21 protein-coding genes and 8 tRNA genes are annotated in these 24,237 nt (G+C 42.3%); 5 read left to right on the top strand and 24 right to left on the bottom strand.

Annotation, left to right across the window (positions count from 1 at the left end; genetic code table 11):
- Window positions 1–46: 46 nt before the first annotated feature.
- From BUB56_RS04080 to BUB56_RS04055, 6 genes are all read right to left on the bottom strand, one after another.
- A complete protein-coding gene (locus tag BUB56_RS04080) occupies window positions 47–2,323 on the bottom strand; it encodes a methyl-accepting chemotaxis protein (RefSeq protein WP_190014175.1) in 2,277 nt (758 codons plus the stop codon).
- A gap of 46 nt (window positions 2,324–2,369) precedes the next feature.
- The gene (locus BUB56_RS04075; protein WP_190014173.1) at window positions 2,370–2,801 is read right to left on the bottom strand and encodes a PAS domain-containing protein; all 432 of its coding nucleotides are present in this window, start codon (window positions 2,799–2,801) and stop codon (window positions 2,370–2,372) included.
- A gap of 413 nt (window positions 2,802–3,214) precedes the next feature.
- Complete coding sequence (locus BUB56_RS04070) at window positions 3,215–3,577, bottom strand: Na-translocating system protein MpsC family protein (RefSeq protein WP_110940094.1); 363 nt, start codon at window positions 3,575–3,577, stop codon at window positions 3,215–3,217.
- Window positions 3,578–4,133: 556 nt separating this feature from the next.
- The gene (locus BUB56_RS04065) at window positions 4,134–5,225 is read right to left on the bottom strand and encodes a GGDEF domain-containing response regulator (RefSeq protein ID WP_110940093.1); all 1,092 of its coding nucleotides are present in this window, start codon (window positions 5,223–5,225) and stop codon (window positions 4,134–4,136) included.
- Window positions 5,226–5,781: 556 nt separating this feature from the next.
- Window positions 5,782–6,330, bottom strand: coding sequence for a signal peptidase I (gene lepB / locus BUB56_RS04060; protein ID WP_110940092.1), 549 nt, complete (start codon window positions 6,328–6,330; stop codon window positions 5,782–5,784).
- A 104-nt stretch (window positions 6,331–6,434) separates the two neighbouring features.
- The gene (locus BUB56_RS04055; RefSeq protein ID WP_110940091.1) at window positions 6,435–7,979 is read right to left on the bottom strand and encodes a hypothetical protein; all 1,545 of its coding nucleotides are present in this window, start codon (window positions 7,977–7,979) and stop codon (window positions 6,435–6,437) included.
- Window positions 7,980–8,422: 443 nt separating this feature from the next.
- Between BUB56_RS04055 and recJ the strand changes: the two genes are divergently transcribed.
- The 3 genes from recJ (at window position 8,423) to BUB56_RS04040 (ending at window position 12,597) form a co-directional block, all read left to right on the top strand.
- Entirely contained in the window at window positions 8,423–10,147 is a 1,725-nt protein-coding gene (gene recJ / locus BUB56_RS04050; protein ID WP_110940090.1) for a single-stranded-DNA-specific exonuclease RecJ, read from the top strand.
- A gap of 105 nt (window positions 10,148–10,252) precedes the next feature.
- Window positions 10,253–11,983, top strand: a complete 1,731-nt coding sequence (locus BUB56_RS04045; protein WP_110940089.1) for an NADH-dependent [FeFe] hydrogenase, group A6 — start codon at window positions 10,253–10,255, stop codon at window positions 11,981–11,983.
- Window positions 11,984–12,084: 101 nt separating this feature from the next.
- Window positions 12,085–12,597 carry a hypothetical protein gene (locus tag BUB56_RS04040; protein ID WP_190014171.1) on the top strand — a complete coding sequence of 171 codons (513 nt, stop codon included), beginning with the start codon at window positions 12,085–12,087 and terminating at the stop codon, window positions 12,595–12,597.
- Between the two features lie 209 nt (window positions 12,598–12,806).
- On the opposite strand, the gene BUB56_RS04035 is transcribed toward BUB56_RS04040, so the two are convergent.
- Window positions 12,807–12,998 carry a hypothetical protein gene (locus BUB56_RS04035; RefSeq protein ID WP_190014169.1) on the bottom strand — a complete coding sequence of 64 codons (192 nt, stop codon included), beginning with the start codon at window positions 12,996–12,998 and terminating at the stop codon, window positions 12,807–12,809.
- Between the two features lie 121 nt (window positions 12,999–13,119).
- On the opposite strand from BUB56_RS04035, the gene BUB56_RS19330 reads away from it, so the two are divergent.
- On the top strand, window positions 13,120–13,260 hold the full coding sequence (locus tag BUB56_RS19330) for a hypothetical protein (RefSeq protein WP_190014167.1): 141 nt from the start codon (window positions 13,120–13,122) through the stop codon (window positions 13,258–13,260).
- 223 nt (window positions 13,261–13,483) lie between these two features.
- On the opposite strand, the gene BUB56_RS04030 is transcribed toward BUB56_RS19330, so the two are convergent.
- The 16 genes from BUB56_RS04030 to BUB56_RS03955 all read right to left on the bottom strand — a co-directional run bounded on the left by BUB56_RS04030 (window position 13,484) and on the right by BUB56_RS03955 (window position 22,241).
- Window positions 13,484–13,560, bottom strand: a tRNA-Arg gene (locus BUB56_RS04030).
- Between the two features lie 7 nt (window positions 13,561–13,567).
- Window positions 13,568–13,644: transfer RNA gene (locus BUB56_RS04025), tRNA-Arg, on the bottom strand.
- An 11-nt stretch (window positions 13,645–13,655) separates the two neighbouring features.
- A tRNA-Gly gene (locus BUB56_RS04020) sits at window positions 13,656–13,729 on the bottom strand.
- 7 nt (window positions 13,730–13,736) lie between these two features.
- Window positions 13,737–13,819: transfer RNA gene (locus BUB56_RS04015), tRNA-Leu, on the bottom strand.
- 13 nt (window positions 13,820–13,832) lie between these two features.
- Window positions 13,833–13,908, bottom strand: a tRNA-Lys gene (locus BUB56_RS04010).
- A gap of 4 nt (window positions 13,909–13,912) precedes the next feature.
- A tRNA-Gln gene (locus BUB56_RS04005) sits at window positions 13,913–13,989 on the bottom strand.
- A 10-nt stretch (window positions 13,990–13,999) separates the two neighbouring features.
- Window positions 14,000–14,075, bottom strand: a tRNA-His gene (locus BUB56_RS04000).
- Window positions 14,076–14,242: 167 nt separating this feature from the next.
- Window positions 14,243–14,319 (bottom strand) — tRNA-Pro (locus tag BUB56_RS03995).
- 208 nt (window positions 14,320–14,527) lie between these two features.
- Entirely contained in the window at window positions 14,528–15,001 is a 474-nt protein-coding gene (locus BUB56_RS03990) for a metallophosphoesterase family protein (protein WP_110940086.1), read from the bottom strand.
- On the bottom strand, window positions 14,979–15,611 hold the full coding sequence (locus BUB56_RS03985) for an XTP/dITP diphosphatase (protein WP_110940085.1): 633 nt from the start codon (window positions 15,609–15,611) through the stop codon (window positions 14,979–14,981). Before BUB56_RS03985 ends, BUB56_RS03990 begins: the two co-directional genes overlap by 23 nt.
- Window positions 15,601–16,383, bottom strand: a complete 783-nt coding sequence (gene rph / locus BUB56_RS03980; RefSeq protein WP_110940084.1) for a ribonuclease PH — start codon at window positions 16,381–16,383, stop codon at window positions 15,601–15,603. Before rph ends, BUB56_RS03985 begins: the two co-directional genes overlap by 11 nt.
- Window positions 16,384–16,559: 176 nt before the next feature.
- Window positions 16,560–17,579 (bottom strand): GerMN domain-containing protein, encoded by a 1,020-nt coding sequence (locus BUB56_RS03975; protein ID WP_110940083.1) that lies wholly within the window; start codon window positions 17,577–17,579, stop codon window positions 16,560–16,562.
- 80 nt (window positions 17,580–17,659) lie between these two features.
- Window positions 17,660–18,181, bottom strand: a complete 522-nt coding sequence (locus BUB56_RS03970; RefSeq protein ID WP_190014166.1) for a DUF2179 domain-containing protein — start codon at window positions 18,179–18,181, stop codon at window positions 17,660–17,662.
- A 139-nt stretch (window positions 18,182–18,320) separates the two neighbouring features.
- Entirely contained in the window at window positions 18,321–20,414 is a 2,094-nt protein-coding gene (locus BUB56_RS03965) for an N-acetylmuramoyl-L-alanine amidase family protein (protein WP_190014164.1), read from the bottom strand.
- 199 nt (window positions 20,415–20,613) lie between these two features.
- The gene (locus BUB56_RS03960) at window positions 20,614–21,600 is read right to left on the bottom strand and encodes an AIR synthase family protein (protein WP_110940081.1); all 987 of its coding nucleotides are present in this window, start codon (window positions 21,598–21,600) and stop codon (window positions 20,614–20,616) included.
- A 50-nt stretch (window positions 21,601–21,650) separates the two neighbouring features.
- Entirely contained in the window at window positions 21,651–22,241 is a 591-nt protein-coding gene (locus BUB56_RS03955; protein WP_110940080.1) for a hypothetical protein, read from the bottom strand.
- Between the two features lie 151 nt (window positions 22,242–22,392).
- Here BUB56_RS03955 and BUB56_RS03950 point away from each other — a divergent pair, with 151 nt between their 5' ends.
- On the top strand, window positions 22,393–22,563 hold the full coding sequence (locus tag BUB56_RS03950) for a hydroxymyristoyl-ACP dehydratase (RefSeq protein ID WP_110940079.1): 171 nt from the start codon (window positions 22,393–22,395) through the stop codon (window positions 22,561–22,563).
- Window positions 22,564–22,768: 205 nt separating this feature from the next.
- Here BUB56_RS03950 and BUB56_RS19325 read toward each other — a convergent pair whose 3' ends face one another.
- Window positions 22,769–24,151, bottom strand: coding sequence for a hypothetical protein (locus BUB56_RS19325; protein ID WP_190014160.1), 1,383 nt, complete (start codon window positions 24,149–24,151; stop codon window positions 22,769–22,771).
- Window positions 24,152–24,237: the final 86 nt, after the last annotated feature.

Below are 24,237 nucleotides of genomic sequence, written 5' to 3'. Positions count from 1 at the left end.
TCCTGACGGTACCCCCACCCTAAAGGGGTTTGATATCCGTCGTGCATTATACAATCTTGAATTTGGATACAATGGCTAACAAGGAATTTGCTTGACTCGCAAGGTTCTGAGCCGTTGATGCTACTTCTTCACTGCCGGCTGATACCTCACTGGCTACTTCATTAACATTCTCCGTAGTGGCTAGGATCTCTTCGCTGCTGGCAGATTGCTCTTCCGCTGCTCCCGCAACTTCTTGAGCTAAACTATTCATTTTCTCCATGGATAAAATCACATCCTGGATAGAAGAGGCCTGTTCCTCTACTGCGGCAGAAACCTGCATGGATAACTCATTGACCTTTTCCACCGCGTCCATAATTGCTTTACTTGCTTTTGCCTGCTCATCGGTTGAAGCCGCAATATCATTAATCATCTTTGTCGTACGCTCAATAGCCACAAATATCTTATCTAGGGCAGTCCCCGTATCCTTCACCAGATTTACTCCATTTTCCACCTGCTTTGCTCCAGAATGGGTAGTTTCGATGGCATTGTTTACTTCTTCCTGAATCTGTTTGATGAGATTTGTAATATCCTTGGTAGCATCACTGGATTTCTCTGCAAGATTGCCAATGGCTCCCGCAACTACTGCAAAGCCTTTTCCGTGCTCCCCTGCTCTAGCTGCTTCAATGGCTGCATTCAATGCCAGCAGATTGGTTTGCTCTGCAATATCATCGATCACTTCCACAATGTCTCCTATTTGAATTGCTGCCTTTCCCAGGCCTTTAATGGCATCGGTCAGATTAGCCATGGCTTTATTGATCTGATCCATCTCTGTAATGGTATGTCCTACTGCCGTTTTGCCTTCTTCTGCAACCAAAACTGTATTTTTAGCTTCTCCACTGGCCTTATGGGCATTGCTGGCTGCCTGTTCAATGGATGTGTTCATTTGTTGTATAGAGGTGGTTACGTCTACAATGGTGGCAGAGGTATCTTCTGTGCTTCGAGCCACCTCTTCAGCAGATTTACCCAGCTCCTCCATGGCACTGCTTACACTGCCTACATTACCTGCCATCTGTGATATATTGGCAGCTACCTGTCCAATGGAAGAACTCATTTCATTCATAGCAGTGGTTAGTTCTTCCAAAGAAGCAGTTTGACTCTCTGCAGAAGCAGACATTTCCTGAGAAATACTGCTGGCTTGCTGTGCAGCACTGCCTACCTGGTTGGCTGCGTCCAATACCTGAACCATAGCCTCCCTTTGACCCTGAATCATATGATTAAAGCTGGCGGCTAAATCACCGATTTCATCCTTAGCCTTTACCTTGGCTGCAACGGTCAAATCCCCGGCTTCCGCTTTGCCCATCAGCTCCATTAGGTGCTTTATCGGATTGGTAATCTGTCTGGCTGCGAAGAATGCTACGAATGCCCCGATCAATGCAGACAAAAGGCCTACGATAAGAGAGCTTCTTTTGATGCTGTTTACTTCTTTCATATACTCTTCAGTAGGAATATTTACGGCCAGGGACCAGTTTCCTACAGGCATGTACATGTTTAACTTATTTTCGCCATTATAGGTATATAATCCGGAGCCCTTGCCTCCCTGAGTCATATGAACCACCTGTTCCTTCAGGGAACCTGCAGCGGTTTCCAACAGATTTTCTTTCAAAATCTTATCTTTCACAGGATGATATAATACTAAACCATTTTTGTCGACTAAATATCCATAACCGGATTCACCGGCCTTCATCATAGCTACCCATTTGCTGAAGGCTTCAAATTTTATAGCGATGGCCACGATGCCGACTATATCCCCTGTATCTGTTTTTAAAGGAATACTATGTACAATCACTGGATTTCCAGTAATCTTTGACTGCAGCACCTCACTCCATAAGGCTTTTCCTGTCATGCTTTCTCTAAAATATTCACGTCCGGAAAGATCCATCCCTGCATTGGCGCCTCCTGTACTGTCCATTACAACCTTTCCTTGATTATTGGTAATCAGAATATCTTCTGATATGATTTCGATAGATTTGCGAAATTGTGCAGTGGTTTTTTGCGCTAACCTTACTGTGTTTTCACTAACCTGGCCTTTTCCAAGCTCTATAGCATAGGACTCAATCTCCGGAAGGCTGTTAAATATACTTCCCAAATTCTCAATGTTCTTTTTTTCTGTCGTCAAATCCCTTGCTCCGCCTTCAAGTACAGCCAGTAACAACGCTTCAGCCTTTTCAACCAGCGCCTTTTCAGCACTGGTGTAGGAATAAAGGCCTAAAACCGATACGGGAATAATGATCAATGCCAGAAAGTAAGCCATTAGTTTTGTCATTAAATTCATCTTGATTTTCATCATGCAACCCCCTTATGCCATTAGTTTTATTTTATATATTTTTCTATTAAACTTCTTTGCAGTGGGACAGCTCCTGTACAATTTTAGCCATTAAGTCTACAGACCGCTCGTAGGTCCGCAGCACCTCCTGCTGCTCTGTAATTTCCCGGATACAGCTAATGGTATAGCTTTCTCCTCCGTACTCCACGATGGACCATTGTATATCCACATCAATAATCCCGCCGTCTTTCTTTTTGTGTTGGCGCACTAACCGGCGCTTTCTCTTGTTTTTCAGAGAAAACTCTAATACTTTTTGGTGCACAGCCCCATCCTCTTCATCAATTCCTAAATCTACTAAGAAAAGTTGCGTAAATTCCTCAGGGCTATAACCATATACTTCTTCCACCGTTTTGTTGGCATATATCAGTCTGCCCTTCCCATTCACGATGAAAACAGGAATCGGTAATAAATCATAGGTCTCAAATTGCTTCAGATCCATATTCATATTGCCACCTCACTCTCCCTTCAATCTAAGATTTCACTGATTTCACTGCCCAAACCCAAATTTCTCTTCCTGCCTTTGGCAAACAGTAATAAAACAAAAAAAACAACACTGCAATCTTATAAAAGCAAGATTACTGTGTTGGTCTACTTCCAGCTAGGATTATGGTCTCTATGGCACCATTTCTCTCTGTCCATCTAACCTGCATATTATGTAATAATCATAGGTGTCAACTTAATCCAATTATTTCCAAATAAACCTTAGAAGCATGTCATTCTGAGCGTTAGTGAAGAGTCTTATAGAACATAAGCAAGATTACTTTTGATTATCAGAATATATCATCTAGCTTAAAGATCCTTCGACTCCGTTTTACTCCGCTCAGGATGACAAATTATGGGTTAAGTTGACGCCTATGATGTAATAATAAGAGTAATTCTGCAGCAGTCTTGAATAAGCCTTCGCTGCACATGTAAAACCTGGAGTTCCATTGCTGTGACCTCGGACAATTTCCTCTCAATTTCTTTATGAATTCTTTCTCCGATGCACTCCCTGATTTGCTCTACCAGTACTATATTATCAGCAGCTATTAGAAATTGTTCTAAATCTGTAAGAAAGCCCTCTATAGAGATTTCTACTACGTCTTCCAATATTTTTGCCCTGACGTTCCTTGGTCCCTTGCCTGTAGTTTCCCTAAGAAGCTTTGCTACAATGATAGCCATCTGCTGCTCATTCTGTATTCTCTTCGCTTTGGTGATCTTTCCATGAATAGGCATTGAGACACCTGCGTTTCTAGTCCAATATAACTAGATTATACATAGTTCTACAATCCTCGTCAATAAAATGTCACAAATTGCGTGAACTTGGAAGAATCTTTCGTGTAACAATTTTCGACATTGTTGCAAAATTTGAATAATCCATTGAAAAGTATAAAGCCAATTGATAATATAATAGGTATAGAAAGGAGGGTTTTTATGAAGGAAAAGCTATTGAGCATCTCCTCTGTCTTCACCGCTGTCTTTGCCGCTTTATGTTGAGGTGGAGGCCTGCTGCTGGCGCCCCTAGGTTTAGGGATATTCGGTTTTACCATTGCCGCAAGACTTGCACCCTATCGCAACCTCTTTATCTTTATCACGGCTTTACTCTTATTTTTTGCCTACCGCATCATTGAGAAAAAACCAAACAATCGTAACAGCAAGATCGTCTTCTGGCTCTCCGTACTGCTGGTCCTGCTCCTTCTATACTATCCAACCCTTTCCACATGGATGATCCGTCTGTTTCCATAGGCAATAGACAATAAACACAGCCAAGTTCATAGGTCCTTGGCTGTTGCTATTGATATAAATTATTAATATTTTTTCTTTGCAGAATATTTTTCACTTCATCCTTGGTAATACGGAGTCTTTCCATCATGCCGTCGATCTTTTCCAGGGCCTGCTTTCCTTCAAGATCCTCATTTCTTAAAAGGGCCGTAATTAATATATCTGCCATTTTTTTATGGTAATGCCCCTTCGCATTTAGCTTATGCTCGTACATCTTCTGATCTGCTCGGTGAAAGATTTGATGGAGCCGTTCTGAGGCATCTAGGCTAGTGGCACAGCCTATAGACATGCTGATGGGTACGTAAGGATTCCCTGTATTATAGGCTTCTACCGCCTCCAATATCTCCCGCTTTTTTTGATTGCAGGTCTCTTGATCCACACCGGGCAGCAGGACGCCAAACTCGTCGCCCCCTAATCTGGCGATGATATCTCCTTTACGGAACGGCTTACGAATAATTTCCGCTGCACACTTCAGCAACTCATCTCCAGTGGTATGGCCGAGTATATCATTCACCATTTTTACTCCATCCAAATCAATGACCATAATGCTAATTACCGGATATCTTTCACGATCCTTATTTATGCGCTCCATTTCCTGATCAAAAAACATTCGATTATATATTCCCGTTAAGCCATCATGGCAGCCTAAGTGACGGATCAATTCCATTTCCCGGCTCAGATCCTCATTGGCCTTTACCAGGGCCTTCTTTTGTTCGTAGCTCTTTAACGCATTTCTTACCTTTAATGGCAATACCACATCGGTTTGTTCCTTAGAAAGAGGACGGGTAACATAATCATAGACGCCCATTTCCAGTGCTCTTTGAATACTTTCAATTTCATCGGCAGCGGAAAAAACGATCACCGGAATGTCCTTATGCTGTTCATTTGCCTGTATATTCAATAAAAAGGAAAATCCATCCATCACCGGCATCATTAGATCGAGAATAATAAGATCGATACTCTCCTCTTTTATAATCTCCAATGCCTTTTTTCCATTCTCCGCTTCGAAAAAGATTCCGCCTTCTATATGCCTTTTCAATATATCCCGCATGATCCTTCGATTAAATACCGTATCATCTACTATTAATATATTGGGACCCATAACTATCACCTCTGTGTAAAATCAAGATTCTGCTTTTACTACATGCAACAAAAGGCTTGCCTATGCTCAATCATACATTAGAAAAGGTTTATTATAACAAAATAGACTGTACAGCATTCCGAGGTCACTGAAAAAGTCAAAAGTGCAACAACTAGTCCAGTTTGTCATCCTAAGCCTTTAGTCCTGAGCGATAGCGAAGGAGCTTGCGAAGGATCTAAGTATTTAAGCACTTTTAGAGATTCTTCATTCCACTACCTTTCATTCAGAATGACAAAGCTTGGACTTTTTCAGTGACCTCCAGAATTCCATCTGTTTCTTCAATGGACTAGCTAGGGTCCCAGAAATTTCTAGGCCTTTTTTCCTATTTCATATTAATAGAAATTATAACATATTTCGTAAATTTGCACTATGATTTGTAAATTTTTTGAAAAATATATTTTTCCCTAATAAGGTTTATTTTTCCATATTTTCCCAATAATGAAAATCCCTTCTGCCGCCAGCCTAAGGGATCCCAATATTTTTGCTTCAATATCAACTTTATTACAAATTAAAAATCTTAATCCAGTTTTCCAAACTTATCTACGGGCAATACTCTAAAAATTGCTTTTCCTTGAATCATCTCTATGTTCACAGGTCCAAAGCTTCTACTGTCTAAGCTATTGTCACGATTATCTCCCATTACAAAAACTTTTCCTTCCGGAATCCTATCGATTTCTATATCTCCTGAGGTATAGGTGCTGCTCAGATAGTCTTCAGTTAACTCCTCGCCATTTACATATACCTTGCCATCCTGAATCAACAGTGCATCCCCTGGCAATGCAATAACCCGCTTAATGAGGTTCTTGGTCTTTCCCTGACGCAGTCTTTGAATAAAATTAAACTGTCTCAGTTCAGCTTCAGTAAACTGAATGTCTGTTTTAAAAGAAATAATATCTCCACGTTCAACCCTATGGGTGTTTCTCAGAATCAAATAATCATGCTCTACTAAGGTTGGATTCATGGAAACGCTGTGAACCTCCAATGGCGTAATAAAAAATGTTATCGTAAAAGCAATGGCTAATGCCAGTGCGATCGTCTTTAACCACTCCATCGCCTCTTTTCTCATTACACATTCCCCCCAAGTCCATATTCGAATTTATGTACCCTATCTATTGTACCACAATAGCAAATAAAAAAGAAACTCATAGCTTGTGGCCTTTCGTTTCTCTTCTATTTAAAGCTATCCAGTTCGATATCATCCAACCACAGAATAGATGGCGTCGACAGCAGCATCTCCAGGTTGTCTATGGCCTCTAATCCACCCTCTATATTTAATAATTCCCATAAATAGGCTCTACTTGGCTGATGCAGAATATTTTTTTCAAAAACTACGCGGTTCTTCCTCATGCCTTTTAGCCTGATTTTCACAACATCCCCAGTATCTGTCATAATCCACATGGAAAAAATACTCTGATCCTTTGCAGACAATTCTTTAAGCTGTATCCTTCTTGGAGAATCGGTTGCTCCCTCAACACGGATGCCATAACTTCCCGATTTGTAATAATCATGATCCAGAGAAACACCTTGGGTTGTATCATAATCCAGCTGGAACATGGCTAATCTTTCAATCTCTTGGACGGGGGCAGGGGCTTCTTCCTCCGAAGCGGACCCTTCCCTAGAACTTCCTTCCATGGAGATAACTTCTACATAGGGTTCACTCCATTTTCCCTTATTCCCTTGCACCCTTAGACTTATATGATAGCTTCCCTCTTCCGGTGAAGGGAGGATTATATCTTTTGTCTCTGTACGCTCAACCAGTACCTCGTCCTTTGTAATTTCCCAAATCGATTGCTCTAAATTTGCTGCTGTACTTTTATTAATAAACGCCCATCCCTCGTCTGTTTCTATTCTTTCAAAATAGGCCGTAGGTTGTACAAAAGCCTCTTTTGTTTTGGATTCCTGAAGCATAAATTTTGACAGACCGAAGGCACCTGCCCCTAAAGCTGCCACTATCAGGATCGCCTTAGGCAGAACTCCTTTTTTGCCGGCAGTTTGGGTTCTTGTTCTGCTGCCGGCAGGGTGCTCTGCCAATGAGGATTTCTTTCTGGCTTCTCCAGGCTGATTTCCCATAGCCCATTGATATAAATAATAACTGCGAAAGGCGTGATAAATCTCCTCCGTATCTCTATAGGAATGCTCACCCCTCCATAGTCTGTGTATAAACTCAAGAATATCCCGATTCTCTTCTTCTTCCGATGCTCCCACCGTAAGAATTTTTCCCATCACACCGGCGATCTTTTTTGTTAATCCTTCAAAGGTATGATCCAGCTGTAGATTTTTGTCCAGCAAGATTAATTCGCTAAAGAAGGGCTGGTGATTATCCACTAGGATTTGCGCTTCATCGATCATCATACTTTGCAAAGGATAGCTTAACTCCTTATACTTTACCAGATCCCTTAGATAAGCAAATAAAATATTCACTCTTTTGTGAATTCCCACATGTTTTTGCTGGAGGTAGCCTTCCAAGGGCTGTGCATCCTTAAATGCAGTCACCAGCACAAGACCCTCTTCAGTCCTTTCCAAATGCAAGAGATTGCCCAGTGCCTTCTGAAGCTTTTCCTGATCCCTCTGCCATAAATCCTCTAAGTCCTTTAATATATTTATGATTACGATCTCATCTTCCTGATCCTTTACGGTACCAATGAATACTGTTTGGCGGTCATTACTTTGAAAGGTTTGCAAAATATTATATTTCTCTATATAGGAAACATTCATATATTTTATTCACAGCCCTTCTCGTCGTCATTTCTGCCTTTGTTGCATCCCCAAAAACAGATTTCCATCATTCTCCAGCTTCATTGCACTATAAGTTTTATTGTACAGGAAAGCCCTGAATAATACAATTCTCCTCCAGGTCCATTCCCTAGGTCTATATTCCTATTTCTTCCTGCCAGCAAACATATCCCCTGCTTTCGCATTGCATAATCCTTGAAATTCACAATACTTGCAGCTTTTATCGAGCAGGTTTAACAGTATTTTTTCTCTGGCCCTTTCATGTAAAATGGTTCTTACCCCTTCAGTCTATATATTGCCAGATTGGCCCTAATCATCCTTTTTTAATCTTTCGACAAAATGTTTATCGTCACCCTCCCGTTGAAATCTTAGGTCTTTTATGGTAGCATAGGCTTTACAGCACAGCTTAATTAGGAGGTTCTATTATGGTTGAAACCCTATGGAAATTTCATGGTATAGATGATGCCTTTATCCCTAAGCCCAATGGCATTGATCCGATCATTCAGAAGGTATTATTCTCTAAGGGGATCACAGACACGGCCGAAATGGAAGAGTTTCTTTCACCGAAGCCCCAAAAAACCTATAATCCTTTCTTGATGAAAAACATGGAAGAAGCATCGGCATTAGTGCTTCAATACATTCTGAAAAAAAAGAATATCTGGATTTATGGCGACTATGATGTGGACGGTGTGGCCAGTATAGCACTGTTAATGGACTTTCTGGGCCGTTTCACTGATCGAATCCATTACTATATTCCTCTGCGGGCAGAGGAAGGCTACGGACTAAACTGTGAGGCCATACAAGAGATTAAGAACAAGGGAGCAGATCTGATTATTACTGTAGACTGTGGCTCCACTTCTGTAAAAGAAGCAGCTTTGGCAAAATCTCTGGGAATGGAAATCATCATCACCGATCACCATAATCTATCGGAAGAAAAACCGGACTGCTTAATTCTCAACCCTAAACAAGAAGGCTGTTCTTATCCCTTTAAGCTGCTCTGCGGCTGCGGCATTGCTTTTAAGCTGGCTCAGGCACTGCAGCAAAAGCTCGGTGCCCCTAAGAACTGCTTAAATGAAATATTGGACTTATTAGCTTTAGCTACGGTAGCTGATGTGGTTCCACTGATTGACGAAAACCGTACCATGCTAAAATACGGTCTTCAGCGGATCAATCAGCCTACCCGCCATGGACTAAACTTTCTTATCCAATCCATCGGACTTGGAGGAAAAAAAATTACCGCTCATCATATCGGGTACATACTAGGTCCTCACTTTAATGCCAGCGGGAGATTGGATGATGCCCGGGCAGGAGTAGAACTGCTGCTTGCCAGGGAGCCTGAAAAGGTTGCAGCTCTTACCCGGCACCTGATTGCCTGTAATAATGAACGTAAGCTGATACAGGATCAAGGATTGGAGTTCTGTCGGGAAAAAGTAGAAAAGGAATATCCCAATGATTTGTTTTTAGTAATCGATTCAGGCAATACCCATGAAGGCGTTATCGGGATTATTGCAGGGCGAATTCGGGATATCTATTATAGGCCTACTTTAATCGTAACAGAAGCCACTGAGGAAGGAATATTAAAGGGCAGCGGCCGCAGCATCGATGGATTGGATATTTATGAGACATTAAAAAAATCAGCGGATCTATTTGTTAAATTTGGCGGTCATAAAAATGCCTGTGGATTCTCTATCGAAAAAAATAAGCTTCCTCTGCTTCGCCAACGATTAAATCAGCAGGCTGCGGAGATTAAAGCAGAGAACCCTGGTATATTTATGAAGTCCCTGAAGGTTCATGGAATCCTGCGTCCTACAGAGATCACTGAAAAGCTTGTGGAAGAATTGGAACGGATTGAACCCTATGGTATGGGCAATGAAAAGCCCCTCTTTCTAATGTCAAACTTGCCGGTTTCCTATCCCTCGGAGTTATCCTTTATAGGAAAGGCCAAAGAACATATTAAACTGAGGGGTATCCCCGGAAGCAGGGGACCGATGGAAGCCATCGGTTTCGGGCTGGCCCAGTGCTATCTGGACCGCTTAGGTGCTCCTGAAGCCTTAGACCTGCTGGGTTTTCCCTGCTTCAATGAATGGAATGGCAATCGCAGCATTCAATTTATGATTAGCGATATGAAAAAAAGCAGGAATAAAGACTAATTTTTTTTTATAAAAACCAATCTGGTTAAAAAAATATCAAAGGATATTCCCAATCGATGTTGAATAGTAGCATAAGGTGAGTTTTTAGTAAAAGGGGGATATACTTTGCAGAAGGTAAAAGTAGTGATTAATGAAAAAGAGGTATTTGTACCAGAGGGAAGCACAATCCTTGAAGCCTGTCGAAGCATGGATCTGTGGATTCCAGCATTATGCTACCATCCTGATTTAAAACCAGGATCAAAATGCAAAATATGCAGTGTTGAAGTAGAGGGGCTGGAAGATCTGGTGGAATCCTGCTCCACAGTTATTGCAGAGGGTATGATCATACGGACTCAAACAGAAAAAATCCACAACAAGAGGCAAGAAATCCTTTCTAAGATCCTGGAAAACCATCCCAATGACTGTCTAACCTGTATGAAAGCTTCAGGGGATTGTGAACTTCAAAATCTATGCTATGTAATGAATGTAACTAGAGAAGACCACGCTTTTCAGAATAAAATTATTGAGGAATATATTGACCGATCCAGTGATGCCATTGTCAGAGATATGAATAAATGTATCCTGTGCGAAAGATGTATTCAAATGTGTGATGAAATCCAGGGCATCGGCATCTATGCTTTGGTAGAACAGGATGGCAGAAAGCTGGTAACAACAAAAGACGGTAAGCCTTTATCAGAAACCAGTTGCATAAACTGCGGTCAGTGTGTAAAGGTCTGTCCCGTAGGTGCCCTCCACGAAAAAAGTGCTATCCAGGATGCCTATAGAGCATTGAGAGACTCCCGCAAGCATGTAGTGGTGCAGGTGGCGCCGGCCATTAAAAATACCTTAGGAGAAGAATTTGGCCTTGCACCGGGAACCGACGTTACCGGTAAGGTAGTCGCTGCCTTGAAAAAGCTGGGGGCTGACAAGGTATTTAACACGGACTTTTCTGCTGATGTTACTATTATGGAAGAAGGAACAGAATTGCTTAACCGGCTGAAAGAAGGCAAAAATCTTCCACTGCTGACCTCCTGTTCCCCTGGCTGGATTAAATTTGTGGAGCATAATTTCCCGCAGCTGCTTCCCAATGTCTCCTCCTGCAAATCCCCCCAGCAAATGTTTGGGGCTCTTGCAAAATCCTATTACGCGGAAAGAGAAGGAATTAACCCGCAAGATATTGTAAGCATTTCCATTATGCCTTGCACCGCAAAGAAATTTGAGGCAAACAGACCTGAAATGGAAACTAATGGACTGCGGGATGTGGATATCGTCCTTACTACCAGGGAGTTAGCCAAGCTTTTAAAGCTTCAACAGGTGCCTTTCCTACAGTTAAAGGATGCGCCCTTCGATGAATTCCTAGGAACAGGCACCGGTGCGGCAAGGATTTTTGCTGCTTCCGGCGGGGTAATGGAAGCAGCGCTAAGAACTGTCACCCATATTTTGACTAATGGAGAAATGAATACCTTAGATTATCATGGAGTAAGAGGTTTGGAAGGTACCAAGGAGGCTGAATTGGAAATCGCCGGCCAAAAGCTGAAGGTGGCTATTGTAAATGGTACTAAGCATGCGAGAAATCTTCTGGAAAAGGTAGCCGTTGGAGAAGCGGAGTATCATTTTATTGAAGTAATGGGCTGTCCCGGCGGCTGCTTAGGCGGTGGCGGCGCTCCCATACCCGACCATCAGGAGACACGGGAAAGACGAAAGGAAGGCTTATATGCTTCCGATGCTGAAAATACCATTCGCAGATCCCATGAAAATCCTGAGGTGCAAAGGTTATATGATACTTACTTAAAGGCTCCAGGCAGTCACAAAGCCCATAAACTGCTCCATACCCATTATGTAGACAGAAGTAAATAGATCATTTTCCTATCATAAAAAGACTGTATCATGATATTTTTCATGTACAGTCTTTTTTTCATGAGTATTCTTTTCAGTGATTCACTGCATAATAATTACTATTGGAGGTGAGATACATCATAGCGAATTTTATAAGCTTTCTGGATCGTTACAATCTGCCATGGCTGCTGCTGGCTATCATTTCCTGGATAATCATTTATTTTACATCTAAACACAAGTCATTCTTTCGGGCATTTCCAATGGGCATATGGACTGCTGTAGTAGGCTATTTATTAGAAAGGTTTTTTATTGCCCATAAATTCTGGACAGAGCGGTTTATCATGATTAATATTAACGATATTGATCTATTTGTTGTCATAGGACCTTTCTTTTCACTAGGCATTTTGCTGATTCAGTATCTGCCTGAAACTGCAATGAAGCAGCTGGCTTCTGTTTTACTTTGGTCCTGCTTTGCCACAGCCATAGAACTCCTTGCAATAAAGCTAGGATTTCTATCCTATATGGAGGGAAAGTGGAGTTATCTCCATTCCTTACTGGCTTACTTTCTCTGCCTTATGAACGCCCTAGGCTTCTACCATACCCTTCAAAGCGGCAAAAAGTATAAACTTTTTTGATGAAAGAAAAAGCATGGATTCTCCGTGCCAGACTGATGATAAAGTGATATTTATAAGCAATCTCACATGGATTCTCCATGCTTTATTTCGGTGTATTGAAGTTTTGCGTATAGTAGGTATGATAGGCGCCACCCAGATGCACCTCTACACCCAAACGCGGACATCCTCCTAAAATATTGGCTCGGTGCCCTGCTAAATTCATCCACCCCTCATGGGCAAAAATAGCACTGGACTGCTCCCATAGGTGCCAGTGTTCTCCCTTTAACAATAACCGGAGGTACATCTACTGCCAAAAGTTGTCCATCTATACTGATTTGTACCCTATCTGCTGCATAAGTCAGTCCCGTGCTAAGGGAAAGGATCATAAGCACTACTGTCAGTAAAAGGCTGCATCGTTTCATGAAATCTTTCCTTTGTACAAGTTTTATTTCAGCGATCATATTCACAAAAGTACTTGCATAAAGCCCCCCCTCAAGGGTATCTTATAGTTAAAACCATATTATGCTGAGGGAGGACACTTATTTGGAAACACAGCGTATTTGTATAGAATTTTCAGCGAGGGAGCTGGAGGAAATCCAGCAAGCTGCCGAAGCCCATCAAATGAGCTTAGAGATATTTGTAAAAGAACTGATCATGTTTGCCATGCGTCCGCCTAATCAATAGGTATTGCACTTCCATCGTAGTAAATACGTAACATCTCTCCTATTTGGGGCCTAAGCCGGTAAAGCGGTAAAAAAATCCTATCAGAATCGATTCTATATCCTTTTTTACCGGGGATAAAGAATAATAATTCCTAATTAGATGCTCAATCGCAAAGCAATTATTTTTTCTAGTCATAAAGAAAAACATAGCAAAGCCTCTAGTCAGTATGACTAGAGGCTTTTTCTGGTGCGCCCTGAGGGTCTCGAACCCCCAACCTTCAGATTCGAAGTCTGCAACTCTATCCAATTGAGCTAAGGGCGCATATATATGGTGAGCCCACAGGGATTCGAACCCCGGACACACGGCTTAGAAGGCCGTTGCTCTATCCAACTGAGCTATGGACCCACAAAATAGAATGGAGCGGATGATGGGAATCGAACCCACGCTATCAGCTTGGAAGGCTGAAGTTCTACCATTGAACTACATCCGCATGCATGTGGTGCGGGCAAAGGGATTCGAACCCCCACGGTTTCCCGCTAGAACCTGAATCTAGTGCGTCTGCCAATTCCGCCATGCCCGCATGCTATCATAACTGGTGACCCATCCGCGGCTCGAACGCGGGACACCTTGATTAAAAGTCAAGTGCTCTACCTGCTGAGCTAATGGGTCATAATGGCTGGGGTAGCTGGACTCGAACCAACGAAATGCCAGAGTCAAAGTCTGGTGCCTTACCGACTTGGCTATACCCCATTGAAATAATTGGGGTGGCTGATGGGAATCGAACCCACGAGTGCAGGAGCCACAATCCTGTGTCTTAACCGCTTGACTACAGCCACCATGTATTGGACATCCATAGGGGTATCTCCATGGACTCACCATCCAGAAGGCATCTGATCAGCAGGGGAGTGTCCCTTTAGAAACAAACCCTCTGTATCAACAGGATATTATAATATCATGTTTCTCTCGTCCTGTCAATAGATCTTTATCTTCCAGTTTTTACCAATGGTCGGGGTGACAGGATTTGAACCTGCGACCCTCTAGTCCCGAACCAGATGCGCTACCAAGCTGCGCTACACCCCGATCTGACTGACAAAATATAGTATACTCTAAATTTAACAAAAGGTCAAAAATAATTACATAGAATATACGTGATTTTTTACTCTTTTTCCATGGTTTTTCTCATGGATTGACTTTCTTTCATTGCATAGCTCTTCTTATTGAATTTATTCATCCAATCCTTCCATAGTATGGACGACTGTACGTCCTATTATACTTGCTGTTTTCAAAATTATAACTCAATGATCTCACTGGTGATCTTTCCCTCACGGATTTCGATAAGCCCGAAGGATGCCCGGGATCCACCCCTAGGTTGTGCAACACTGCCGGGATTAAGAATTAAAAGCTCTGATTTTTTAATATTCTCTGGTATATGGGTATGACCATAGAGAGCAATTTGGCAGCCTAGCTCCAGAGCTCGGTAATATAATCGGTTTAGACTCATTTTCACCTCATATTGATGACCATGGGTCAAAAAAAGCCTCAATCCTTCTAAATCCAGCACCAGCTCCTCTTCTCCCTGGGGGCCGCGATCACAGTTTCCCTTAATCATTACTATATTGGCATTCAGCCGCTCTTTTAGACGTATTCCGTCTTCATAATAATCTCCCAGATGTATCAGCAAGTCGATATGTCCCATTTTGGCCAATGCTAATTCGGCCCCTTCCAGATTTCCATGGGTATCACTGATTATTCCGATCTTCACCGTCTCTTCCTCCTACTATTTCCCTCAACTCATCCTGGAGCTTTGCTAGTGCCCTGGCCCGATGACTGATTTTATTCTTGATTCCTTCACCTAGCTCTGCAAAGGTTTTATCATACGCTGGTACGATGAATAGAGGATCATAGCCGAAACCATGGTCACCTTTCGGCTCAAACCCGATTATACCGGGACATTCTCCCCGTACACTGACTTTTCTTCCGTCCGGAAAAGCAAGAGAAATAACCGATACAAACCGCCCCTGGCGTTTGTCCGCAGGAATTCCCTGCAGCATGTCCAACAATTTTTCGTTATTCTTCTGATCAGTAGCCCCTTCCCCTGCAAACCTGGCAGAGTACACTCCCGGCTGATTGTCCAGTATGTCTACCTCCAGTCCGGAATCATCAGCCAGCGCAATGCTGCCCGTGGCCCTCATGACAGCCTCTGCCTTTTTCATTGAATTCTCTTCGAAGGTTTCCCTATCTTCCACTACCTCCAGATCTGTAAGTCCCGCTTCATCCATAGAGAGGATATCAAAATGGAAAGTCCTTAGAATATCTTTTATTTCTTCGATCTTATGCCTATTTTTTGATGCAATCACCAGCTTATTCCTCATGATTTCCTCCCTCTTTATGCAGATTCCTTCCCTGACTGCCGATTAGCTCTGCTGCTTGGCCAATGGCAGCTTTCTGCTTCTCTATCAGGGCTTCGTTTCCCCTTTCCCCCAGCTCCAAAAGCTTTAACAGCTCCTCACGGCTAAAAGGTGCTTCCTCTCCCGTTCCCTGCAGTTCTACAAATTCCTTTTTATCCGTCATAATGATGTTCATATCCACCTTTGCTTTAGAATCTTCCTCGTAGCATAAATCCAACACCGGCATACCCTCTACAATTCCTACACTTACGGCAGATACGAAGCTGTTAATGGGGAACGTTTTTATCTGCTGGGTTTCATATAGCTTATAAATCGCTTCTACCAAAGCCACAAAAGACCCGGTGATTGAAGCCGTTCTCGTTCCCCCGTCAGCCTGGATAACATCACAGTCGATCCATATGGTTTTCTCTCCTAAGGCTTCCAGTTGAATCACCGATCGCAGGGCTCTGCCAATCAATCTCTGAATCTCCTGTGTCCTTCCCTCAACTTTTCCCCTGCTGGACTCTCTTGGTTTTCGTATTTGCGTCGATCGTGGCAGCATTGAGTACTCTGCGGTAATCCATCCGCTCCCAGTTCCTTTTAGAAAAGGGGGCACCCGGTCCTCTATTGATGCAGTGCAGATTACTTTTGTATTTCCCATCTCTATCAACACGGACCCTTCCGCATATGCTAAATAATCCTTTGTAATTTTCACGGGCCTTAACTCCCATGCACTTCTCCCATCAAATCTTTCCATCGTGATCTTCCTCTCTTTTGTTGTTTGCTATAACATATTCTACCATATTCTCATCCCGATTACATCTTGGATTATTTTAACCCTTTTCCCAAGATTTTATTTTCCACTCCACCTATATAGACGACGTTTATGCAGAAAACACAAGACCGGGAATCACCCCGGTCCTGCACAGCTCTTTAATATTGATTTGCAAAGGTAGGTACTGCCACTGGCTCTTCTTTGCTCAAATTGCCCAGATTAACTTCCTTCCCGTTTGAAAGAATTTTTACGCCTGTCAGGTCTCTATACTGTTCTCTTACTGTCAATGCAACAGCTTTTGCTACCTCCTGGCCTACTTCCACATTCTTCTCCAGCTCTTTAATCTTCTCATTAAAGTTTATATATGCAATGCCATTGCTTACATCCACTCCCAGTACCTGGGTTCCTTCCGGAATCTGACTGTAGAGCCCCAGCCCTGATGGCGGCCCCTCTACCAATGCATCTAAGGCATCCAGTACATTTACAGGTGTATTATCCAGCTTTTCAATGTTTTTGGTTACAGGTACAAAATAGGTTTCCATGCCATTGATCGTGCCTTCATAATAGACAATTACTTTTTGATTGCCCGGCCCAGTGCTGACATAATTAATATTATCCCGGGTAATAGGCTTATCGGTCTTTGTGCCATACTTCAATGCTTTATGAACCTGTCCTTCAACCATAATCTGAACGCTGTCAATAGTGATAAATTCTGTCAATGTATAAACAACAGCCTTTACCAGTGCTTCTTCTTCATCTTTACTTGCATAATTTAAGAAGTCAGAAGTAAAGTCTACTTTACACAAGCCATTGGTAATATTCATGCCACGAATTTCTGTATTGGCGGGAATAACAGGAATCAATCCGATCCCTTCAATATCTTTTCGATTCGCAGGATTATCTACCAGTGCACCGAGTGTAGCCTTTGCAATCCCCTCTGTCCATGGTATTTTACGCATAACAGGAATTAAAAATCCTTTGTCATCTTTATAATACAATACTGTATCTCTTAGCTGAATATCCCCCTCTTGTATCTCACTGCTCGTTACAATCTGGGTTGCAGTTTTATCTTCTTTATTGAACAGGCTTCTGACCAAGCTTATTGGACTTTTACATCCTGCTAGGCTTATCATCATGCAAAAGGTGAGAATCAATGCTAGTATTCTCCTGTGCTTCACGGACGAAACCCCCTAACCAATAGTCTTTATAAAATTATATTAGTCAAGGGGCCATACTATGTCTAAATTATTTTGATTCCCTACTTTCTTTTCATACGGTCCATGTATCCTCCGCGAATATTTTGCGTATCTAAAACAGTGATAAATGCATCTTTGTCGTATTCTTCCAGCATCCCATACAGTTTTTGCAGTGCACTTCTCTTCAACATAATATTTAAGATGTGCTTGATACCGTTTTTCCCGTATCCTTGCACAACGGTTACCCCGAAGCCTTGTGCCCGCAGCAGTTCTACCAGCTGACCTTCATCCTCACGGGTAATCACCTGTACCGATACATTTCCCAAGGCCATTTTTCCCTCAATTAAAATACCTACCATCTGTCCTGTTCCAAAGCCAAGAGAATAGGCGATCAGATTGCCGATATTATCTAATTGCCCCATGATCTTTGTTAAAATCGAAATATATATGAACACTTCGATAGCTCCAAGGCAAGCTGCTTGAATTTTTTTACCCCGAACCATCATGAGGGTTCTTACAACAGAAATCGATACATCCAGTACTCTTGCAGAAAAAATTAAAAGATATCCTAACAATAACTCCATGATACCCCTCCTCCTCACTCTCTATTTACTATATTACCACACTTATGCTATATCCCAACAGATTCATGCCATATATTTTAATATTTCTTTTCTTTAATAAAAAAGGAAATACAGTACAAAGACCGCATTTCCTTTTTTATTACTTAAGGATTACTTCATCAAAATATCTTGTAATGCCGTTGAATAGCGCTTGGGCACATTTTTGCCTATATTCCTCCGTAGCTATCCTTGCCTCCTCCTGCAGATTCGTGAGGAATCCAAGTTCTGTCAATACAGCAGGCATTTTTGTCTCTCTGATAACTACCAGTTTGGGCCTATCCACGATGTTGCGGTTCACAGCACCCATATCCTGAATCATCTGCTGCTGCATAATCTGAGCAAAACGCTTGTTGTCCCGTGTGGTATCTTCGCCGTTATATAGTGTCTGCACTCCATCTATTTTACTGTCAGGGTGGGCATTAAAATGAACACTTACGAAGACATCTGCGTTAATTCCATTGGCCATTTCAGTTCTTTCATATAGCCCCACATAGGTGTCATCGGTTCTGGTCATGATAGTGGTAAAACCTGCATCCTCTAAAAGCTTATTCAGTCGCAGGGATACATCTAATGCCAAATCTTTTTCTTTTAGTGCCAGCTTTGGACTCACTGCCCCTGGATCTTTTCCTCCGTGGCCTGGATCGATGACAACAATTCTCTGATTATACTTAGAGGCTGTCAGCCATAGATTTTCAAATAGCACACTGATGCGATCTCCGGTTCCTGTCGGGGTCAGCAGCCGATAATCGGTTCCTGCTGCCAGCTTGAGGCGTATGACATAATTTTCCTCATCAGCCTTATCATCGATTTGAATAGAATCGATTACCTTATCGGCTGTATTCAGTCGCATCTCCTTCAATTCCATAAGGGCTTTCGGTACAGTCACCACATATTCGTTATTCCAGGAATCATAACCCGCATCGAAGTTTCCTCTTTCAGAAAGCTGCAAATTGAGTATCGACCGGTTATAGGCTTCTTTACGATAGTCAAAACCCTTAAGGGGCTTGTCCTGGAAGTAAATCAGAATATTATTCCCCTCATCCTCAACAAAGATGTTTTCAGTAGTTTGTCCTTCTTCTAAATCCAGCACGATTCTAACAATCTTATCGTCAGGGTTGTAGTTGCTGTCTGGCGCAAAGGGGGCCATTCTAATCCTTTTCACGCCACCCTTGCCTATGTTGATTTCTCTATTATCTGTCTTTAAATGGGCGTTGAGTATATCTACCACCATTCTATTCCCTAAATCAATGGTATTATAGACCGGTGCCTCCTCCGTATAAACAGCAATCACTTCAGCATTATTGTTCTTCTCAAGCTTCACCTGTTTAACGCCATTTAAGAACTGGACTCTAATTTCGTTCTTTGCTTTATCAAAATCAATATTATAACCTTTTGGTGCTTCTAAATCAAAAACAATCCGTGTTACCTCTCTTGGTGCCGGTTCAAAAATAGAAGCCCGGACACTGGTGATACCATTCCGACCGATTTCCTTGCGCACTAAACCCGATGCATTTACAATCGATCTGTCTTGTATGTTCAGTTGAACATTGGGCAAATCCAGTACCAGCCGATCTGTGCCACCCACCTTGCTGCCCTGCAGGTAAATAGGTGTAATCCCTACCGGCCCTGTAGTTTTGATGGTGATCTGCGGAAGTCTGCCGGAAGCATCATGCTCGATAGCCAAGACAGACTGTTTGGGCAAATCTACGGCTGCAGTCATGGTTTGGGCAATCCAGTTTACATCCATGCCCAATTGCTCCGATATAAATCGCAGCGGTACCATCGTTCTAAAATTGTTCCTATAGCCCAGCAGCTTTGCGGGCACTTTATCTGGCAATGTTGTTTTCTGCCCGTTTACAAGGGCTGTAGGACTGTCGATTTGCAAGACGATGGTTTTGTCTGCCATCGTAATGGTTGCTTTACGTTCTTTTTGGTTCCACTCGATTTTTGCCCCTAGGTTTTCAACGACGAATGCAATGGGTACTAGGGTACGGTTGTTAAACAGCATCGTTGGCACATCTGTTACTACATCTTTGCCACCCATCAGTAGATTTACCACAGTTACGTCATAGTTTTTCTTTGTCACTCCGTCCACAACACGGATCGATGTGGCCTCCGACTTGGCGGCAAAGGCAGTAGAGCAGGTCCCTAATAAAAAAGCAAATACAAGCAAAAAAGCAGTGAATCTTTTCATTTTTCGTCCCCCTATTGTGATTGCCTTACCTCCCTTTGTTGCATCATTCATTTTTCCACAATTTCTCCAATTGTCCAGTTATGTAGTTTTATAGCACATTTCGACAGTATTGTCCTATACTTATAGTTATATAACGCTGGAAAACTTATGTCAACTTTATTAACAGAATTGTAACTCAGTTGTAATATGCGTAATAGAACTAAAGAATCTTAAATAATTCGTCCCTTTCCGGAGGTGATATTTCCCTCTGATTTCCAGCTTCTATAATATATCGGCCATTTTCTATAATTTCACCAATCACTGCAATTGAAATCCCCTGTTCCCTCATTTTCTCCAGCAGGGCCTCTTCTTTTTCCCGATCAACGGTCATCAGCATACAACCGCTGGAAATAAGCCTTAAAGGATCGATTTGAAAGAAGTTGCAAATTCTCTCAGTTTCCGGTGCTATGGGGATCGCCTCCCGATAAATCCGGGCTCCTACCATAGATGCCTCACAAAGCTCCCAAAGAGCCCCCAGCAGACCTCCCTCTGTTACATCGTGCATGCTGGATACCCCTACTGCCCCTGCAGCCTTTCCCTCGGGTATCACACTGATTTGTTCTACCATTTTTTTTGCGCCTTCGACGATTGCCTCACCCAATTCCCTCCGCAGACGTGCTTCATGGTCATAGGCCAGAATGGCGGTTCCTTCTAATCCTGCGGATTTAGTCATCAGGATTATATCCCCAATCTTAGCTCCTTGAGACAGTACTACTTTATCCTTTCGCTGTCTTCCGATAGCAGTAGCAGAAACCACGATACGATTCACTGCTGAAGTTATCTCTGTATGGCCTCCAATGATCTCAACCCTGAGCGCTGCTGCAGTTTCACCGGCCTGTTCCATGACCTGCCGAATCTCTTCTATGGTTGTTCCTTCCGGTGCCATAATGGTAAGAAGAAGTCCCAAGGGCTCAACACCACTGGAAGCAATATCATTGCAGGAAATATGCACGGCTAATCTTCCTACCTCGCTGGCTGCTCCAGTGATAGGGTCTGTGGACAATACACAGGCATATTCTCCAAAATCTACTATGGCACAATCTTCACCAACGTTTGGTCTCACCATGACTTCTTCACGATGATAGGTTATTTTATTTAAAACACTTTGTCTTAATGTTTCTGTATCCAGCTTTCCAGCCTTCACCATAATACCTCCTTTTGTCCTGTTCTCTCCATTCTCCATTATATACCAGATTTTTACCTGCAACAACAAAAACGAGCTTTCCATGCATCAATGTCCATCATTCGATGGTCAGAAATAATATACTTTAACTCTATATCTTCAGGAGCTATATCATGAAGAACTAATACCTCTGCATCATATCTCTCTTTTTTGTCATATCGATATACCAGATTTTCTGTAAAACTGTGGGAGGTATTCCAATACTGCAGTAAAAGCTCCTTTCCTTCCGTCTGGAGATAATGTACACAGGGAGCGTATTCTTGAAGGTTTTGCAGCACAAAGGGTTCATAGATTTGATTGGCACAGTTCTCATTGGCAATCCAGCATCTTTCCGGGTTAATCTTTAGGGCTAGTATGGCTGTATGTGAATGAAATTTGTGGTTATCAGGATAATTTAAGCTTGCAAAGACGGCCTTGCTTCGAATCACCCAGGAAGGCACCCATTCTGGCTTCAATGCATCGATCATTCTATGAAATTCGTAGTACCGGGTGTGATAAGACAGCTTGTCGTCGAATTGAATACCATAGTGCAGGGTGTTTTCCAAATCATGAATGCTAATGATGTGGTAGACTCTCTCTGTTTGCTGATAATCCTTAAAAATCATAAAATCACTTCCTTATTTTATTCTCAGTTCTTGCTCTTTTTATATTTTCGATTTTTGCGGCTTCCTATACCCATCTGCATACATGGGCATACATAATTTTCAAGTCATGAAACTGTTATTACTTCAGATACTAACATTAGGAGGGGATATGATGATGAATATTAATTGTTCACTAAATTGTTTTTTTCAAAATGATGGAAAATGCACTTTAACCCATACTCGTACAGCTTCTTCCACACCCCATCCGGAATGTGTCTACTTTATGGAAAAACCCGACACATCTTCTTTAGCAGCACAGCATAAAAATATACACCAGCAATAAAAAGCTGTTAATCAATAGACTAACAGCTAATATCCGTGCAATACGAACTTAGACACTGATTATACTTCTACTTTCATAGGTCTAAACCTTAAATATGAAAACTTATTACATGTATCGTGCAACGGGCAACATGTAACGAGATTAAAAAATCAATCCCTAATCTCATAGGCTTATGAATAATAATCAGGTCTTTTTTCTTCAGTACCTATATCAAGAACATCGCTACGATAGTGGTAACAATCAATCCTGTTACAACAGGAATAAAGTTGCGTCTTGCCAAATCCATAGGCAGTACTCTGCAAATCGCAGCAGCAGGAATCAATCCCCAAGGAACTAATGTACCGCCGCCTACCCAAATAGCTCCTATCTGCCCTAAGGCTGCCAAAACAGCTATGCTGCCATTGACGGCCGTTCCAAATACCTTGGCTAATGATCCTGCCAGAGACATTCCTGAAAAACCTGAACCGTCCAATCCAGTAATGGCTCCTACCAGCATTTCCATTGATGCTGCAACGGGGCGATTCATCGGTGCTATGGATGCCATGGCAGCTCCCATATCCGATAGTATGCCCTGGGAGCCTTCAGGCAGTGCACTAGCTCCTAATACTGCATGAACCGGGTCTACCTCCCCCATGTAGAAGAAAGCAGCAATGGGTAATATGGGTCCAAATATTTCCATTCCGAACATGAAGCCTTCTCGTACAAATTTCGTTATCTTGTCTAATGCCTCGTATTTATACTCTATGCCACAGATGAAGGATAGTACCAGTACTGCGGTCCCCCCAATGAGAGCAGTTGCATCTCCCCCTCGGAGTTCAAATAAAAACATGGCAATGATATCCAGACCAAAAGCAACCGGAACCAGTATCGCTGCCATCTTTGCAATCGGTTTAATCTCCTTTGGCTCATTGAATTCAATATCCTCTAAAACAGGCTTCTCAATTAAACCCCTTTTCATATCCCGTTTTAACAGTATAAAGGCTGTGATAATGGTAACAAATCCCATAATTAAAAATAATGGAGTTCCTTGTTTCATTACAGCTTCTACAGGCACACCGGCTGCCGTGGCAGTAATTGTAGGCGCCCCTTGAATGATATAGTCACTGGATAGGGCCAAGCCGTGACCAAATAGATTCATGGCCATGGCCACACCAATGGCCGGCAAACCCACTTTCAGCGCTACCGGCAAAAGCACTGCACCCACCAGGGCTGTGGCTGGAGAAGGCCAGAAAAACCATGAAACCACAAGCATCACCAAGCCTGTAAACCAGAAAGCAATATCGGGGGTTTTGATGAACTTTGTAAAGGGTGCAACCATAAGTTTATTGGCTCCGATTTCCTCCAGCATCTTTGACATCGCTACAATACAAGAGATAACAACAATAATGCCCAATAGCTCTGTACCGGCCACAATTAGACCATCAAATACGGCTATGGCAGCTCCCATGATGCTGTTTTTTGCTACAACCCCCATAAGGAATACACCGAGTATACATGGAATAATGGTATCTTTTCGAAAAATCATAACAGTTAAAATCACCAATACCATGATGACATATACCCAATGAAGCAGGGTTAATTCTACCATAAAGATACCTCCTTTATTTTTGACTTATATTCATCATATTCTATAAAGGAGGTTTTGGTTACAGATAAAGGATGGTACACCCGCAC

Origin of the sequence: Geosporobacter subterraneus DSM 17957, assembly GCF_900142145.1 — a bacterium.
GTDB classification, from domain to species: domain Bacteria; phylum Bacillota; class Clostridia; order Peptostreptococcales; family Thermotaleaceae; genus Geosporobacter; species Geosporobacter subterraneus.
The sequence above is the reverse complement of the archived record's forward strand: the minus strand, read 5'-3'. Positions and strand labels throughout refer to the sequence as shown.

Bases quoted from the DNA above. Each gene is read 5' to 3' on its own strand.
- BUB56_RS03950 (WP_110940079.1), top strand. From the start codon at position 22,393: ATGATGAATATTAATTGTTCACTAAATTGTTTTTTTCAAAATGATGGA.
- BUB56_RS04075 (WP_190014173.1), bottom strand. From the start codon at position 2,801: ATGGATCTGAAGCAATTTGAGACCTATGATTTATTACCGATTCCTGTT.
- BUB56_RS03970 (WP_190014166.1), bottom strand. From the start codon at position 18,181: ATGGAGTTATTGTTAGGATATCTTTTAATTTTTTCTGCAAGAGTACTG.
- BUB56_RS04065 (WP_110940093.1), bottom strand. From the start codon at position 5,225: ATGGGTCCCAATATATTAATAGTAGATGATACGGTATTTAATCGAAGG.
- BUB56_RS03985 (WP_110940085.1), bottom strand. From the start codon at position 15,611: ATGAGGAATAAGCTGGTGATTGCATCAAAAAATAGGCATAAGATCGAA.
- BUB56_RS04070 (WP_110940094.1), bottom strand. From the start codon at position 3,577: ATGCCTATTCATGGAAAGATCACCAAAGCGAAGAGAATACAGAATGAG.
- lepB (WP_110940092.1), bottom strand. From the start codon at position 6,330: ATGAGAAAAGAGGCGATGGAGTGGTTAAAGACGATCGCACTGGCATTA.
- BUB56_RS04080 (WP_190014175.1), bottom strand. From the start codon at position 2,323: ATGAAAATCAAGATGAATTTAATGACAAAACTAATGGCTTACTTTCTG.
- BUB56_RS03955 (WP_110940080.1), bottom strand. From the start codon at position 22,241: ATGATTTTTAAGGATTATCAGCAAACAGAGAGAGTCTACCACATCATT.
- BUB56_RS19325 (WP_190014160.1), bottom strand. From the start codon at position 24,151: ATGGTAGAATTAACCCTGCTTCATTGGGTATATGTCATCATGGTATTG.
- BUB56_RS03965 (WP_190014164.1), bottom strand. From the start codon at position 20,414: ATGAAAAGATTCACTGCTTTTTTGCTTGTATTTGCTTTTTTATTAGGG.
- BUB56_RS04055 (WP_110940091.1), bottom strand. From the start codon at position 7,979: ATGAATGTTTCCTATATAGAGAAATATAATATTTTGCAAACCTTTCAA.
- BUB56_RS04035 (WP_190014169.1), bottom strand. From the start codon at position 12,998: ATGAAACGATGCAGCCTTTTACTGACAGTAGTGCTTATGATCCTTTCC.
- BUB56_RS03960 (WP_110940081.1), bottom strand. From the start codon at position 21,600: ATGGTGAAGGCTGGAAAGCTGGATACAGAAACATTAAGACAAAGTGTT.
- recJ (WP_110940090.1), top strand. From the start codon at position 8,423: ATGGTTGAAACCCTATGGAAATTTCATGGTATAGATGATGCCTTTATC.
- rph (WP_110940084.1), bottom strand. From the start codon at position 16,383: ATGGAAAGATTTGATGGGAGAAGTGCATGGGAGTTAAGGCCCGTGAAA.